The 15,645-nt window shown below is 37.9% G+C and carries 13 protein-coding genes and 3 tRNA genes; 4 read left to right on the top strand and 12 right to left on the bottom strand.

The genetic code is table 11. From position 1 onward, the window contains the following. Positions 1-176: 176 nt before the first annotated feature. The 3 genes from hpt to MKZ14_RS00465 form a co-directional block, all read right to left on the bottom strand. The gene (hpt, locus tag MKZ14_RS00475) at positions 177-719 is read right to left on the bottom strand and encodes a hypoxanthine phosphoribosyltransferase (protein ID WP_004229145.1); all 543 of its coding nucleotides are present in this window, start codon (positions 717-719) and stop codon (positions 177-179) included. A 67-nt stretch (positions 720-786) separates the two neighbouring features. After that, a complete protein-coding gene (gene tilS, locus MKZ14_RS00470; RefSeq protein ID WP_339280555.1) occupies positions 787-2,193 on the bottom strand; it encodes a tRNA lysidine(34) synthetase TilS in 1,407 nt (468 codons plus the stop codon). A 29-nt stretch (positions 2,194-2,222) separates the two neighbouring features. Further along, positions 2,223-4,616 (bottom strand): SpoIIE family protein phosphatase, encoded by a 2,394-nt coding sequence (locus tag MKZ14_RS00465; protein ID WP_339280554.1) that lies wholly within the window; start codon positions 4,614-4,616, stop codon positions 2,223-2,225. 417 nt (positions 4,617-5,033) lie between these two features. Between MKZ14_RS00465 and MKZ14_RS00460 the strand changes: the two genes are divergently transcribed. The 4 genes from MKZ14_RS00460 (at position 5,034) to MKZ14_RS00445 (ending at position 5,703) form a co-directional block, all read left to right on the top strand. After that, positions 5,034-5,108: transfer RNA gene (locus MKZ14_RS00460), tRNA-Gly, on the top strand. A gap of 11 nt (positions 5,109-5,119) precedes the next feature. Continuing rightward, a tRNA-Met gene (locus MKZ14_RS00455) sits at positions 5,120-5,196 on the top strand. 4 nt (positions 5,197-5,200) lie between these two features. Then, positions 5,201-5,272 (top strand) — tRNA-Glu (locus MKZ14_RS00450). Positions 5,273-5,451: 179 nt separating this feature from the next. Further along, entirely contained in the window at positions 5,452-5,703 is a 252-nt protein-coding gene (locus tag MKZ14_RS00445; protein WP_339280553.1) for a hypothetical protein, read from the top strand. Positions 5,704-5,789: 86 nt separating this feature from the next. Here MKZ14_RS00445 and MKZ14_RS00440 read toward each other — a convergent pair whose 3' ends face one another. From MKZ14_RS00440 to mfd, 9 genes are all read right to left on the bottom strand, one after another. After that, entirely contained in the window at positions 5,790-6,218 is a 429-nt protein-coding gene (locus MKZ14_RS00440; RefSeq protein WP_004229154.1) for a S1 domain-containing RNA-binding protein, read from the bottom strand. A gap of 134 nt (positions 6,219-6,352) precedes the next feature. Further along, positions 6,353-6,757 carry a septum formation initiator family protein gene (locus tag MKZ14_RS00435; RefSeq protein ID WP_016993778.1) on the bottom strand — a complete coding sequence of 135 codons (405 nt, stop codon included), beginning with the start codon at positions 6,755-6,757 and terminating at the stop codon, positions 6,353-6,355. A gap of 17 nt (positions 6,758-6,774) precedes the next feature. Further along, positions 6,775-7,266 (bottom strand): spore cortex biosynthesis protein YabQ, encoded by a 492-nt coding sequence (gene yabQ, locus MKZ14_RS00430; RefSeq protein WP_036075686.1) that lies wholly within the window; start codon positions 7,264-7,266, stop codon positions 6,775-6,777. Beyond that, positions 7,263-7,562, bottom strand: a complete 300-nt coding sequence (gene yabP / locus MKZ14_RS00425) for a sporulation protein YabP (protein WP_004229167.1) — start codon at positions 7,560-7,562, stop codon at positions 7,263-7,265. Before yabP ends, yabQ begins: the two co-directional genes overlap by 4 nt. Positions 7,563-7,708: 146 nt before the next feature. Next, positions 7,709-7,999 carry an RNA-binding S4 domain-containing protein gene (locus MKZ14_RS00420; protein WP_004229169.1) on the bottom strand — a complete coding sequence of 97 codons (291 nt, stop codon included), beginning with the start codon at positions 7,997-7,999 and terminating at the stop codon, positions 7,709-7,711. 4 nt (positions 8,000-8,003) lie between these two features. Continuing rightward, positions 8,004-9,464, bottom strand: a complete 1,461-nt coding sequence (mazG, locus tag MKZ14_RS00415; RefSeq protein ID WP_339280552.1) for a nucleoside triphosphate pyrophosphohydrolase — start codon at positions 9,462-9,464, stop codon at positions 8,004-8,006. 9 nt (positions 9,465-9,473) lie between these two features. After that, complete coding sequence (locus MKZ14_RS00410; protein WP_339280551.1) at positions 9,474-11,096, bottom strand: oligosaccharide flippase family protein; 1,623 nt, start codon at positions 11,094-11,096, stop codon at positions 9,474-9,476. Positions 11,097-11,254: 158 nt separating this feature from the next. After that, complete coding sequence (gene spoVT, locus MKZ14_RS00405; RefSeq protein WP_339280550.1) at positions 11,255-11,791, bottom strand: stage V sporulation protein T; 537 nt, start codon at positions 11,789-11,791, stop codon at positions 11,255-11,257. A 296-nt stretch (positions 11,792-12,087) separates the two neighbouring features. Then, positions 12,088-15,600 (bottom strand): transcription-repair coupling factor, encoded by a 3,513-nt coding sequence (gene mfd, locus MKZ14_RS00400; RefSeq protein ID WP_339280549.1) that lies wholly within the window; start codon positions 15,598-15,600, stop codon positions 12,088-12,090. Positions 15,601-15,645: the final 45 nt, after the last annotated feature.

Below are 15,645 nucleotides of genomic sequence, written 5' to 3'. Positions count from 1 at the left end.
TTGCCGTTATCACAACAGTTTTTAGGCCATCTTTATATGTCCCAGCGTAATTGTACCTGTTCCTCGGGCTCGATATAGCTAAACATTGTGTCAAGATTTTGAATTATGTTCAACATAACAAAAAATACGTGACTTGCGCTGGAGACCTTTACTTTTTATAGCTGGTCTTTTGTATCTTAGAAAGAATATACCTCAGGCTTCAAAATACCGATATAAGGTAAGTTACGATATTTTTCAGCGTAATCTAAGCCATATCCTACAACAAAGCCATCTGGCACTTCAAAACCAACATAGTCAGCAGATAAATTTACTTTTCGGCCTGATGGTTTATCAAGTAATGTAACAATTTTAATGGACTTTGCTTTGCGGTATTTAAATAAATCTACTAGATAGCTTAAAGTTAAACCACTATCAATAATGTCCTCGATAATTAATACGTCACGCCCCTCAACGCTTGTATTCAAATCCTTTAAAATCTTTACTTCACCAGACGACACGGTAGCATTACCATAGCTAGACACATCCATAAAATCAAGTTCGATGAAAGAATCGAAGCGTTTCATTAGGTCTGTCATAAATGGCATTGCCCCTTTAAGTACGCCAACAGCTAATGGAAATGCATCTTTGTATTCCTCTGTTAATTGCGCGCCTAAGTCTGCAATTCTTTCTTGCAGTTGTTCTTCTGTAATCATAATTTTTTCGATGTCGTTTTGTAACATATCGATTCCTCCTCGTGATGTATCAAAAAATCTTCACCCTATTTCGGTGAAATATTTTACAAAGACCTTAGTCTACGATGAGCACTGTATCATCGTTTGGTTGCGGAGTGGTTGAAAAAAATATTCCCATACGCACACCAATTACCGCTACCACCTCATCAGATTGAGAAATCAGTAACGGCCAGCTATTTCGCTCATTTAAAGGAATCTTTTCATCTATAAAAAGGCGAGATAAGCGTTTTGGCTGATCCATTCCTTTTAACAGCATTCTATCTCCATCCTTGCGTGCCCGAACATAGAGCGGTAGGTGGAGTTTGCTAGCGTTAAAATAAAAAAGTTGTGCAGTATCCGTCAGCAATTCAGACGATAAATCATGCAAATTGACTAGGCGTAAGCGCTCACCATTTGTCAGTGTTGTCCAGCCATTAGCAGTCAAAATAACCTGTTTCTCAGGAGAAGCTAGGCCCTCTAACGGCTCATTTTTCTGAATCGTTAATTTTCCATAACGGCGAACTGCTAGAAAATCTTCAGGTAAGTGAATTTCAGCATACCCTGCTGTTGTATCACAAAGCTTTAAAATTGAAGTCAATAAGGCATAACTTTGTATCGTATTTGAATCTTTGTAAAGATAGTTTAATAGTATTAAAATGAGCCTCCTTTGTAAAGCAAGTGGTACCAATTGAAATGCCTCAATTTCCATGCTATATGTATTTTCATTATTTCTTATGATGATTTGGGAAAATACATCTTGGGCCAATGTCATTAAAAAGGTATCGTCTTCTTGCAATTGCTTTGTGAAATGGGTCACCTGTTCAGTCACTCGCGGATTCTCTGCCTCCAGTAAGGGTACCACATGATGTCTGAAACGATTACGTACATAGGTATCTTTAGAATTGCTAGCATCTTCTCGATAATTTAAACCTTTTCTAAGTAAATATTCCCTTATTTCAGACTTTGTAACCGTTAAAAACGGACGAATTAATGTTTTTCCTTCAAAAAGTCTTTGAGGACGTATGCCCTGCATGCTATTCATTGTTGCATTTTTTGTAAGGGCCATTAATACTGATTCCAGTTGGTCATCCGCATGATGTGCAGTTACAAGCTTATTAGCATTTGTTTTTTGCAGAATTTCTTTGAAATATTGATACCTTTCCCTACGACAAATTAACTGTGTATTACCATTTTCCTGTGCCATTATTGCAGGTATTGAAATTTCCGTGGCATGTAGATAAATGCCATTAGCGTCACAATATTTTTGAACAAAGGCTCTATCCTCAGCAGAGGCTTCCCCCCTCAACATATGATCAACATGTACGGCTTCCACCTGAATGTTCCACTGCTCCTGGGTTTGAATAAAGTAATGAAGTAAAGCCATAGAGTCTACCCCACCCGAAACGGCGACGAGAAGATGGTCGCCTTGCTGTAATAATTGCTCTTCTTCAATAAATGTTTTGACCTTTAATTCAAATGACAAACGCTTCTCCTCCCCTTTTCGTTGTTATTTTAAGATGATTTACTCATTGAATATTGAGCTGGTCTAAAGACAGCCCATGTCGGTACAACATGCGTTACCTCTAACATTAATACTGTACAATCATCTTCTATTTCAAAATAACCTTGGAATGATTGCATAATGGTTGTTAGCTTTTCTTGAATCGTTTTATTTGTACTAGCTACCTGCTGTGCGAAAGCTAAAAATGTCTCCTCTTGTTCATCCCAATCAGCTACACTTGAGAACAGCCCATCTGAATGCATTAAAATAACGTCACCTGCCTTCAGTTTTCTTTTTTCAGCTTCGACTGCTGAAATAGATAAGAATCCTACAGGTGCAGCATTACTTTCAACTTTCAGTACCTCTTTTCCACGCAAAATGTAGGTAGACATTCCACCAGCCTTCCACGACCACAAATCGCCGTGCTGTAAATCGACAAGTGCAAAATCAAGTGTTGCATACATATCATCTTGCTGCTTTAATGCCATGACATAATGGAGCGTATGCATCGCAGTTTCAGGATTCATATTGTAATTTAGGCACTCTCTCATCAAATGGATCAATTTTCTACTTTCATGTTGTGCTTCTTTACTTTGCCCCATACCATCAGACAGCAATATTGCAAATAATCCAGGATGCAACTGGAAAAGAGCATGGGAATCACCCGAATATAGAGTTGCATCTTTAGACATGCTATATATATCATACTCTACTTCAAAGCTAATAGCTGATCTAAAGCATATTTGAACATGACGAAACGGTATTTCACAAGCTACTACTTTTTCAATTTCAAAAGGTTCATCAAAAATCTCATAAAGAATTGGCAGAATCATACGTTCAGCTAATGTTGTATCTTCCTCCCAGTTGACACGTGCTGGTGCTAAGGCACAAACAATCTTTCTTGCCCCAGGCTTATTGCTTAGAACATCAAGTTGAAAACATTCGATATTAGCCTCCTTTAAACGTTCAACAATGTCCTTTTCAACACTTACAAAAGAAATTGTATCCTCCTTCATCTCAGCAATTAACTGATTTAAATGATTGCTCATATCGCGAAGTTGAAGGGCAATCATCTTTTTGCCATGGAAATATTGTCCATTAATACGTTCTCTATAAAGTTCTGTATCTAATTCCTCAAAAATTTTCGTGGACTTCACGCATTTATAGCGTATTTGTTCTTCAACACGATGAATAGCTGATTCCTTGCCTACTCCTTTCATATGAAACCAATCTGTCATCAGCTTGTCCATACCATTATTTTGCGCACCCCAGCAATGATCATAACGGAAACAACTTAAACAAGTATTCATTGGTGCTACTTCCTTTGCCGCTTCAACTGGTGCTGTCATAAAGCGATCAAACACAAGTTCCTTCATGAATTGCACAAAATGCTGAAAGTGCTCTAATTTATACGTTACATGTTCTGTTAACCAATTCTGTCGGGCTAGTAAAACCTCTTCTCGTTGTGGAAAGAGCTTGTCCCTTACCTTATCTGAATATTTCTTTGGAATGGTTAGAAATAAAATACTACCAATGGCAATTGAGGTGAAATAAACACTATCCAAGGGCAATGTGGCGTCATAAAATAAAAAAAATACACTAGGTAAAATACTACCAATAGCAACGCCAAATCTACCACCTTTCGCTCCCATACCCGCACATAATCCAGTTAAGGTAGCCACCGAAAGCATACCGGTAAACGAAAGCTTGGCCACACCTATAAGCGTTCCTAACACTGCTCCAATGACAGTTGCTAAGGGCACACTTCCAACCAATGCGCCAAAACAGATAAAGAGCTGCAGTAAAAAAATAGGGAGTGAAAAATAGCTTATTACAACCGTTTGCATTCCAGTAAGCATGGCTGCAAAGACAACTAATCCTGAACCTAGCTTTTCATATGTCCAATGCGTCGTAAACCATTCATACGAATTAACAAATAATACTTGCATAAACAATGTCATAATAAGAGCTAAAGCTGCTTCACAGCCCACATAAAATTGTACAAGCACTGGTGGTAAGCCTTGATACATCACCCCTTGCCACATTATTTGTACTAGTAATACAGCTAAAGACACCGCAATACTTTGGGGCAGTTGCCAGTAACGAAAACGCATAATACATTCATACAGGATAATTTGTAAAGCGAGAATTAGGACTTGTCCAAAGCCTAGGAAAAAGCAACCCGCTAAACTCCCAAATAATACGAATTTAGCATACTCCCTATATTTTGTTCGAATAATGGCCCAAAAAGGAACTGAGAACGGTACAGCCGCTTCAAATACAACAGATTGAGCCAAGAAAAAGGCGGTTAAAAAAAAGAGAGAGCCTATTAGGATCTGCTTCTTTTTCAAACCTATTTTTTGGTCATCTACATTCGTTGTATTATACCATTCAATACTTGTCATTTAACTATCCCCTTTCCGCACTTTTGGTTATTATAAAAAATTATGTGTGGAAAGATTGTCTGACGTTGACAGAAAAAAATATAAATATTTCGACTAATAGCTATTCATAAATACGAGAATTGGCAACAATTTCTATAGTAAAAGGCTTTTGATCAATAGAAATATTAGAAAATTCAATTATTGAATCAATATAATAATTATTTACTATTCATCTTAAAGCCTAATTTGAAGGGATTTTACCTACTATCAATGCTTTAATTCAACTATTCTCTAGGATATATTTCTACGTAAGAACAAAAAATCCGCTAAAATACCCTTCTATGTAACTGTCCTGAAATATCTTTAAATATTTTTTACAAACCTACTTGACACTAGCACAATTGGCTTGTATTATTTAACTTGTTGCTTAAACGACATGCGGAAGTAGTTCAGTGGTAGAACACCACCTTGCCAAGGTGGGGGTCGCGAGTTCGAACCTCGTCTTCCGCTCCATTTATAAATATGGCGGCCTAGCTCAGCTGGCTAGAGCGTACGGTTCATACCCGTAAGGTCGGGGGTTCGATCCCCTCGGCCGCCACCAAATAGGCCCGTTGGTCAAGTGGTTAAGACACCGCCCTTTCACGGCGGTAACACGGGTTCGAATCCCGTACGGGTCATCTCAAACAGGTATCTCAGAATCTAGTTCTGAGATACCTGTTTTTATTTTATCCATCTATTTATACCATCTATCTATTACCTTGCAAATTCTATCCGTCAGCTTTAAGTAAAGCTATGTGACAGAATATAAAAGTATGGCATACTAGTAAAAACAGCGTTTTTAGGAGGTTTAATTCCCTTGAGTGCATTAACAAAGGCTGCTTTAATTTGTGGAAGTGGCTCAATGATTATTCTTATTTCAATTCTCATAAACTTACCGTTTTTTGTTCAAATAATCCTATTACTTTGTGGACTAGCTGTAAGTGTATATGGTGTTTTTTCACTTGTCAAAATGGTTATCCATCCAGTGAAGAAAGAATCGATAGCTCCACCTGATGAAAAAATAGTAATACCCACAAAAAAGAAAAAGAGACCTTCTTCAACTTTATAGGTATATTAAAAAAGGGAGTAGCTTTTTAAAAAGCTACTCCCAACTCTATTTCATACACTTTTTCTACGATTAAAACAGTCAGCAAACTACCCTCTTCTAGCTCCGCGACCTCCGCGTTTTGATTCTGTAGCACGTTTAAGTGTTGCTAGACGTTCATCACTATCTTTTAAGAAGCGTGCCATTTTTTGCTCAAAATTTTCTTTTGGCTGATGGCGTTCGTTGCGATCATTAGAACGATTATCACGACGTGGACGTGCTGGACGCTCTGGTCTCTCAGCTTGAGGCTTTGCTTTACGGATTGAAAGACCAATCTTTCCGTCCGCTTCAACATTCATCACTTTTACTTCAACTTCATCTCCAACTTTTAGATGCTCATTGATATCTTTTACATAATTGTCAGCAACTTCACTAATGTGAACTAAGCCTGTTTTGCCATCTGGCAGCTCAACGAATGCTCCAAAATTTGTGATTCCTGTTACTTTACCTTGTACCTTGCTGCCTACTTCAATTGACATAAAAAAAATGCTCCTCCTTAAAAATTAAGCGACTCTTTTGAGCCATGTAATCAATTTAATCAAACTTTTTACTGCAATAAGCTTCTCTTTTCATTATATATAACAATAAAAGAGTGTCAACAATACATAGCTTTTCAGTCGTCTTTTTTATCTTCCTTATCTGGAATGATGAAAATAATCTCACCTTTTTCCGATAAGTAGTACTCTTTTCTTAATAGCTTTGCGATATATTCATCATCCTGTAATTGTTTGATTTTAAGATTTAATGTATCTTGTTCTTCTTTCAATTCAGTGAGATGCCGATTCGCTTCTTCTTTGGATTTCTCTTTTGCTGCTAATGTTTCATTCTGTTGTAGCAGCACATTTAAGAGAAGAGCAATAATAATGACTGGTACAATCGCAAAAAAGACAATACGACGCATCTTACGTTTTCGAGCCTGTTGTTTGCGATTTATAGCTCTATCCGTGTTACGGACATAGTCATTATCAAGCTTAGTGAAATTTTGTGATTCATCATTTGATGAATGACGTCTCGTCATGTCCGCACCTCCGAAAATTATTGTTGCTTTTTATTATACTTCAAATATCGTAATTTTTTAAAAAAAGTGTAGGACAAATACGAATAAATTTTGACAAAAGGTCTTATAACAAACATAACAATATTTATTAATAATTGCAAAATTTGTCGAATAACTGTAATTATGAAGCGTACAATGAACCAAAAGGGTCTCCATGTTATATTCACCAAAATTCTAGCAATGAAACGTAAAAAGGTTTGAAAAAATGATTGATACAAAAAAATTCCGGCTATCTGCGCTAGCGGGTCGTAAGCCCGCCAAGCGCCATCCTTTAGCCAAAATAATAAATAGTATGTCAAACCTCCAAGTAGAATCCAAGTTAATAACTCAACAACCATCATCCACTTTCGAAGGCTTGACCTTTTTGGAGTTGAAAAAACAATGAGCCTTATACTATCAATAATGAAACCAACTGCTATACCGCTCAAAACCATGACAATTAATTGATAAAATTGTTCACTGACAATCATCCAAATAATTTATGAAGGAAACCTTTCGAGAAGCCACTTTCCTCCTCGTCGTACTGTAAGGTTTTTACAGTTCCTTCAAGTGTCAATAATCCTTTGTCAACATCTAAATGAACGATATGCAGTTCCTCTCCACGGATTAACAAGTGCCCTTGGGACGTCTTAATGAAAAACTCTTCCTGATCAAAGCGTTCAATTGATTTTACAGAAGTCATGTCCATTCTTTTACGATTACGAATCGTTAAAATATGCTCTCCAGATGGAATTGTGTAACGATTACTTTCTTGATGTAGCGTCATTTTTTTCCTCCTTTAGTCGTCCTAGCTTCTGTTCACTTTATGCGGACAACCTTCAAAGCATGACAACTTTATTTAAGTTGTGTAATACTTTCACCCACAGAAAGAAAGGCGGGACAACATTAGAGGGCTAGAAATTAAATTTAGCTTTATTCCTCATCATCAATAAATTCAGGTTCAATTTTTTCAAGTCGTTCTTCTTTCAAAATGGTAAACATTTTTGCTGCATCTTCTTTTTTTACCGTATCACGTATTTCTTCTACACGTGCCGTTACTATTTTTTGACCAAAACGGATAGCAAGCTCATCACCAGCTTTCACTGTACTACTTGCTTTTGCAATCTTTTCGTTGATGGTGATTCGTCCTTGATCTGCCACTTCTTTGGCTAAAGTACGGCGTTTTATTAAACGGGATACTTTTAAAAACTTATCTAATCTCATACTCTTACTCCTTTTCTAGTTGCTTTGCTTCATTCCAAAATGCATCTAATTGTTCTAATGTAAAATCGGAAAATGGTTTTCCACTTGCCTTTACCTGTTGCTCAACATAGCCGAAACGTCTTGCAAATTTTTCATTTGCATGTAGCATTGCTTCTTCTGGTGATAATTTATAGAAACGTGCTAAGTTTACTAGTGTGAACAATACATCGCCAAATTCATCAAGACGGGATGCATTAGAGCCTTTCGTCACCTCATGGCGAAATTCCTCCCATTCCTCGGTAAATTTATCCCATGCTCCCTCCACACCTGGCCAGTCAAAGCCCACTTGTGCTGCTCTTTTTTGATAATTGTAGGCTGTTTGTAACGCAGAAGAGGCTCTATACTCTTCGTCTAATAACGGTTTATCGCTAGTTCCCTTTTCTTCAGCCTTGATGGCCTCCCAATTAGCCACAACACCATCTGCATCTTCTACTGAAACATCCCCAAAAACGTGTGGATGGCGACGAATCATTTTTTCACTAATTGAAGCTAACACATCTTCAAGTGTAAAGTAGCCTTGATCTTCTCCTATTTGTGCATGTAAAAATACTTGTAACAACACATCACCAAGTTCCTCAATCATGGCAAAATCATCTTCCGCATCAACCGCTGCCAAGTATTCATGTGCTTCTTCAAGTAAGTATTTCTTCAACGACTCATGTGTTTGCTTTTGATCCCAAGGACAGCCATTTGGGCCTCTCAGCGTTGCAATGATTTGGCGGAATGTTGTCCAATCTCTTAATGACTCCTCCTGTGATTTTACAGGTGGTACATAGACTGTTGTTAAATTATTTACTTCTACACTTTGATCGAGTTCATAGAGCGGCACTGTGACAATCTGTTCTTGTGAGGATCCTGCAGCTGTCACAACCGTCACAGGATACTCATCATCATACTTCTCCATCAACGTCAGCTTCACTTCTGATGCACTGAATGTATCGTATACTTGAGCAATTAAGATGTGCTGACGCATGTTAATGTCATGCATTGAAAAGCTCGTACCATCAAGTAATTGAAAGCCTTCAATTGGATCGATTTTTAATGCACCAAAAATGGGATCTAAGAAACTCTGACCACCCTCAATGACTAGCTCAATTTTCCCTTCATTTGCTGCGGCAATAAGTAATTGCACTGTTTGCTCTGCAACTAATGGATGCCCTGGCACAGCATACATAACATCCTCAACAGCGATAGCTTTCATCAGAGAATCAGCTATTTCTGCATAAACAGGTTGAAATGTATCGTGTTTTTCATACACATTGTCAAAACTTTCGAATGCCACGCCCTCTGCTGCTAATTCCTCTAAAACCGGATGATCCACTGTCCGTACATATAATTTTTTTGCAGCCTTTAACTTTTTATAAACACCCATTTGCAGCTGATTAAAGTCACCTGCACCTAAACCAATAATTGATAATGTATTCAATATTTACACCTACTTCTTTGAATTTAGCCAAAGTTGATAAACGGCCATTCTACGTCCAAACGGAAGTAAATACCATTCTTTTTCTACTAATACTCGTTTCTTTGCAATAATTGTTAGCATAACAAATGCCCCAATAGCTACTGCTGTCAAACCTGCCACCATGGCTATCATACGTGAAGACATCAGATGGTTTAACACGGACGATACTAGCTGTAACCATACAAGCACGACGATTGTCATACTAAAAGATGCTATTCCTACTTTTTTATAAAAGGCACCTGAAGCTAATTGAATGCCAGTCAATGTTTTTAAATAAATAATGAGCAAGATTGCTGTTAATAATAATCCTATATCATTAGCGATGGCAGCTCCTAATACTCCCAACCAACCGATTAATCGTACATTCAATATCACTTTTAATAGAAAACCAAACATAAGAAATAAAGCTGGTTTTTTTAATTTTCCATAGCCTTGTAAGATCGCCGTAAATGTAAGAATAATCGACAACGGGACAATTTGAAATACATAGACAATCAATACCTCAGATAAGGAATTGGTTTTAAAAAGCATTTCATTTAAATAAGGCATAACTAGCATTAAGCCTAGTGCAGCAGACCAGCCGAACAGGACAGATGCTTTGTATGTTAATTGTATGAATGGCACGGCACTTCGCCCCTCTTGCTTTTTCGACAAATGGGCGACAAGTGGCACAATGGCCAGCGACAATGAAGATGCAATGACAACACCCAGTTGAACTAACGGCTGTCCTCGATCATAAATACCCTTCGTTTCCTTTGCTATTGTAGGCGTTAGGCCATTATCAATTAATGAACAATAGATTGTAAATGAATCGACCAATTGATAGCCAAGTAGCAGTAGACCACTCATACTGACGCTCAAACTCAGCCATGTGACCTCTTTAATGATAGGTAAACTTGAATTACGCTGTAGTTGCTGTTTAACTTGCAGTAGACCAAATCGTTTATACGAGATATAAGCAAGTAATAACAAGGCTGTAATTTCTCCAATTACTGTACCGATAACAGCTATTCTTCCTGCACCATAAAGTGATTTCGTCGTTGTCATAATAAGAAAGGTACCTACTAATATGACAGTTACCCTCACTGCTTGTTCAAGTACTTGGGCATAAGCAATGGGCTCCATAATTGCTCTAGATTGAAAGCTACCTTTTAAAATAGCCAGCGCCGGCATAACCAATACTACTAGGGAGCCTGTACGAATAAGTGGTGCTAATTGAATATCTCCCATTAAATGGGCAATCTTTTCAGCACCTCCAAATAAAATGGCAAAAAACAGTAGTGATAATACCGTTAAATACCTGAAAACTACCTGTGTTATAGTGCGACGTCTTTCATCACGTTCTATTGTATCAACAATACAATCATTGTCTGCAAGCATTTTAGAAATGGCTATAGCAAAGCCACTAGATGTCCAAACAACGAAGATTGAAATAACTGGATATACCTGTTGATAGATATAAAAGCCTTCATCACCTACTAGATTTTGAAAAGGCACACGGTAAATGGCACTAAGAACTTTTACAATAAGGGCTGCTATCGTCAATAAGGCGGCACCCTTCATGTAGCTTTTCATACCAAAACGTTGCGACATAAATTGCCCTCTTTCCTTCTTAACAATGCCAATAGTATAGCATATCTCAAAAGTTTGACGTGCAAGGTGGCACTACTGTTCCTATAATGATTCATCCTTATGTACGCAAAAAAGTTATTGTTCAGCCTTAAAGGTCATCGCAATAACTTTTCCATGCATTAACTATTCATTTGTTTTGCTAAGAAGTTTGCAGCTGTTTCCACTACTTTGACTTCTACCTCACCAACAAAGTGTACTTTAGACAAGACGATAATACAGCCTATTGGGTCACCATTCACCATAATAGGTGACGCACAATATGATTTTACTTGCTCATATTGTCCAGGGACAATTTCAATCGTTGTCTCCATTTTTTCTATTTTTGTGGAGCGTTCGTCCATAAAGCTTTCCGCAAAGGACGTAATGCGACGATTGATATATTCCTTTTTCCCAATCCCTGCAACAGCGATTACTTCATCACGGTCAGTGACAAATGCCGGTGTGCCCATTGTTTCATAAAGTGTTTCAACATATTCTCTTGCAAATTCCCCCAAATCATTGATGGGAGAATATTTTTTTAAAATGACTTCGCCTTCACGGTCCGTATAAATTTCAAGCGGGTCGCCTTCACGAATACGTAGCGTCCTACGAATTTCTTTTGGAATAACTACACGCCCTAAATCATCAATACGACGAACAATTCCTGTTGCCTTCATTCTAATGCCTCGCTTTCGCTACAATGAAATTTTTATTCAATGATAGTATGGTTTTTATTTAAGCAATCTATGCAAAAACTGAAGAAAAAGGATTTCACAACCATCAATTTTTTTCAAAAAACGGTATTACATCAATCAACTCCTTATTAGATTACCCAAGGAATAAGTTTCTATAATTAATTCATAAGAAATGTATTAGAAAAATCAACTATTCCTTGAGCAAATATGTTTGATTACTGAATCAACAAAAAAAGGCCATCTTATCTTTTCATGTAAAAGATAAGATGACCTTTTAACTATTGCTGCTTTTTTGCTTTATCAATAATTTGCATTAATTCTTCCAAAATATCAAATGGTTGATGTTTGCCACACTTGCGTTCATCTATTGTTAATTTTAACTGCATGCCATCCATACCAAAACCAACAGCACGCTCAAACTTCATTGACTCTTCAATAATCTTACTGCCATCGACATTTGTTGTCCCTTGTTCCGACAATAGTATTGTAATAAGCTTTTGCTTCTCCTTTACAGATACTACTCCCGCACCTAATCCCCAAATTTTCATTCGTGCAATTCGAAGTAAACGCTCTGTTTCAATTGGAAGATCGCCAAATCGATCCTCTAATTCCTCCATGATTTCGTCATACTCCTCCACCTGATCCATGGCCTTAATTCGTTTATACATTTGGATCTTTTGATAACCATCTGGAATATAAGCGTCCGGAATATAGGCATCAATACTTAGCAAAATTTCAATATCTGGCTTTTCTTCTTTCTTCACGCCTGTTTGACGTTCCGCGATGGCATCCTGAAGCATTTGTGAATACAAATCAAAGCCGACTGAATCAATAAAGCCATGTTGCTGCGCTCCAAGTAAGTTTCCTGCGCCTCGAATAGATAAATCTCGCATCGCAATTTTAAAGCCTGAGCCAAGCTCTGTAAATTCTTTAATTGCTTGTAAACGTTGCTCTGCTACATCTGTTAGAACTTTGTCGCGTTGGTACATAAAATACGCATAGGCTACTCTGTTAGAACGCCCAACGCGACCGCGTAATTGGTAGAGCTGGGCTAAGCCCATACGATCAGCATCATGGACAATTAACGTATTTACATTCGGTATATCGACACCTGTCTCAATAATTGTTGTCGTGACAAGCACATCATAGTCACCCTCTAAAAAGGCTAAAATTACGGATTCTAGCTCTGACTCAGTCATTTTCCCATGAGCAAAGCCTATTCGTGCTTCAGGGACAAGCACTTGAATCTCCTCAACCCTTCGAGCCATATCCTCAACCCGATTATATAAATAAAATACTTGTCCGCCACGTGCCATTTCCCTCTCAATAGCTTCTCGTACTAATGCACCACTGTGCTCCATCACATATGTTTGAACTGGGAAGCGATTAGCAGGAGGCGTTTCAATAACAGATAAATCTCGGACTCCTACCATGGACATATGAAGTGTCCTTGGGATTGGTGTAGCCGTTAAAGTTAAGACATCGACATTTGTCTTTAACTGTTTAATTTTTTCCTTATGTGTCACACCAAAACGTTGCTCTTCATCCACAATTAACAGACCAAGGTCTTGGAAAATTAAATCTTTAGATAAAATGCGGTGTGTTCCAATAACTATATCGACTCGGCCTTCTTTTAAGCCTTTTAATGTGGCTGTTTGCTCTTTTTTCGAACGGAAACGAGATAACAATCCAACATTAATGGCGAAATCCTGAAAGCGCTCACGAATTGTCTCATAATGTTGCTGAGCCAAGATAGTAGTAGGGACAAGGAATGCCACTTGCTTTCCATCTTGAATAGCCTTAAATGCGGCACGAATGGCTACCTCTGTCTTACCATAGCCTACATCGCCACAGACTAAACGATCCATAGGGCGTTCACGTTCCATATCTCTTTTCACTTCAACAATTGAACGTAGCTGATCCTCTGTTTCCTCATAAGGGAACATCGCTTCAAAATTACGTTGGTCGTCGTTATCAGGTGTAAAAGCATGCCCTTTCTCTGCTTCACGCTTTGCATACAGCTTTATTAAATCATCTGCAATATCCTGTACAGCAGAGGATACCTTCGCTTTCGCCTTTTTCCACTCTGCTCCCCCTAATTTATGTAGCTTTGGTTCACGATCCTCTGACGCCACATATTTTTGGATTAAGTCTATTTGCTCTACAGGGACATATAATTTATCGTCTGCACGATATCGTATGTGCAAGTAATCCTTATGTGTACCATTAACCTCTAATGTCTCTACACCGATGTATTTACCAATCCCATGATGAACATGTACAACATAATCACCTGGCTTAATTTCCGTATAACTTTTAATACGTTCAGCATTAGTCATTTTTTGTGTACGTGCTTTTTTCTTTGCCTGCTGTTTAAAAAGCTCGTCTTCTGTTACAATTGCTAAACGCTGTAGAGGCAATTCAAAGCCACTCGACAAGCCCCCATCTACAATATAAATACCAGGTTCTGTCGGCTCACCTATTGCCGTATGAATATCGTATTCTTCAAGCATTTGCTGAACCCTTTTTACTCGTTCTTTATCCCTTGCTACGATTAGAACTGTAAATTTGCCAAGTAACCAGCGTTCAACCTCACTTTGAAGCAAGGACATTTGTCCATGAAACTGCTGCATTGGCTTGCAAGAAAAGTTAGTTGTTTTATTAAACGTAATCCCTGCAAATGTTCGCGAAAATAATGAAAATGAAAGCTTTTGTTGTGACAACATCGCCAGTATTTCTTTTAATGAGAAGGCAGGTTTGACATCATGAACCATTTTCCCCTCTTCGATTAAAGATAAAAACCATTCATCTTCTTCACGTTCCCATGCATCCATTACCTCTTGAATACGTCCAAGCTCGTCAAAAAGTACAATACCATCATGTTCAAAGTAATCTCCCAAAAAGGCAGTTTTATCGTATAATAATGAGCCATATTTGTTTACATAATCAGGTAAATTCCCTTGCTGTAGCAATTCAATATCATATTGAATATGCTGATACAGAAGTTCCTTTGTCTCCTGCTTTTTTACCTTCTTTAGACTGGCTGCTAATGCCGCTTCTAAACGGCCTGCTAATGCATGTCTTTCTGATTTAGTAAGAATGACCTCTGAAGCAGGAAGAATACGAATTTTTTGTAATTTATCAATAGAACGTTGGTCATCTGCTGAAAATGTTCGTATGGAATCAACCTCTGTGTCAAATAATTCAATACGAATAGGTGATTCTAAATAAGGTGGATAAATATCTAAAATCCCCCCACGCAACGCGAACTCTCCTGGTGATGTCACCATTGAATTCCGTACATAGCCCATCTCAACTAATGTTTGTAACCACATCTCAATTTCAATATCTTCGCCTACTGCTGTTTGTAAAAAATAGTGTAGCCAGTGCTCCTTAGGCTGCATTATTTTACGTAAACCAGCCACAGGTATTACATATACGGCTTTCTCACCTCTAGCTAAGCAATCAAGCGTCGCAATCCGCTCCGCGCGAAGTTCTGGTGAAGCTACAGAAAGATCGGCTGCAATAAATTCATCTGCTGGGTAATAATGAACATGTTCCTCACCTAACAATCCAGCAAGCTCATCAACCATTTTTTGTGCCTGCAATAGATTAGGAGAGATAATGTAGATTGGCTTCTTTACATATTCAAATAACACATCGACCATTACGGGGCGTGCGCTTCCTGTTAAACCTGTAATAAGCTGTGATGCAGTTTGACCGCTCTGAATTTCCTTTAAAAATGATGTAATATGTTTATCTTGCGACACAAGCTGTCGTAAAACCTCCACAGTCAAAAGCTCCTTTCAGCGTAAAATCCTATATTATTTTTATTT

This window comes from Lysinibacillus sp. FSL P2-0066, from assembly GCF_037969495.1.
Taxonomy (GTDB): Bacteria; Bacillota; Bacilli; order Bacillales_A; family Planococcaceae; genus Lysinibacillus; species Lysinibacillus boronitolerans.
The sequence above is the reverse complement of the archived record's forward strand: the minus strand, read 5'-3'. Positions and strand labels throughout refer to the sequence as shown.

What these genes read in the sequence shown, in the direction of transcription:
- hpt (WP_004229145.1), bottom strand. Translation starts at nt 719, where the DNA reads ATGTTACAAAACGACATCGAAAAAATTATGATTACAGAAGAACAACTG.
- MKZ14_RS00465 (WP_339280554.1), bottom strand. Translation starts at nt 4,616, where the DNA reads ATGACAAGTATTGAATGGTATAATACAACGAATGTAGATGACCAAAAA.
- MKZ14_RS00440 (WP_004229154.1), bottom strand. Translation starts at nt 6,218, where the DNA reads ATGTCAATTGAAGTAGGCAGCAAGGTACAAGGTAAAGTAACAGGAATC.
- MKZ14_RS00435 (WP_016993778.1), bottom strand. Translation starts at nt 6,757, where the DNA reads ATGACGAGACGTCATTCATCAAATGATGAATCACAAAATTTCACTAAG.
- yabQ (WP_036075686.1), bottom strand. Translation starts at nt 7,266, where the DNA reads ATGATTGTCAGTGAACAATTTTATCAATTAATTGTCATGGTTTTGAGC.
- yabP (WP_004229167.1), bottom strand. Translation starts at nt 7,562, where the DNA reads ATGACGCTACATCAAGAAAGTAATCGTTACACAATTCCATCTGGAGAG.
- MKZ14_RS00420 (WP_004229169.1), bottom strand. Translation starts at nt 7,999, where the DNA reads ATGAGATTAGATAAGTTTTTAAAAGTATCCCGTTTAATAAAACGCCGT.
- MKZ14_RS00410 (WP_339280551.1), bottom strand. Translation starts at nt 11,096, where the DNA reads ATGTCGCAACGTTTTGGTATGAAAAGCTACATGAAGGGTGCCGCCTTA.
- spoVT (WP_339280550.1), bottom strand. Translation starts at nt 11,791, where the DNA reads ATGAAGGCAACAGGAATTGTTCGTCGTATTGATGATTTAGGGCGTGTA.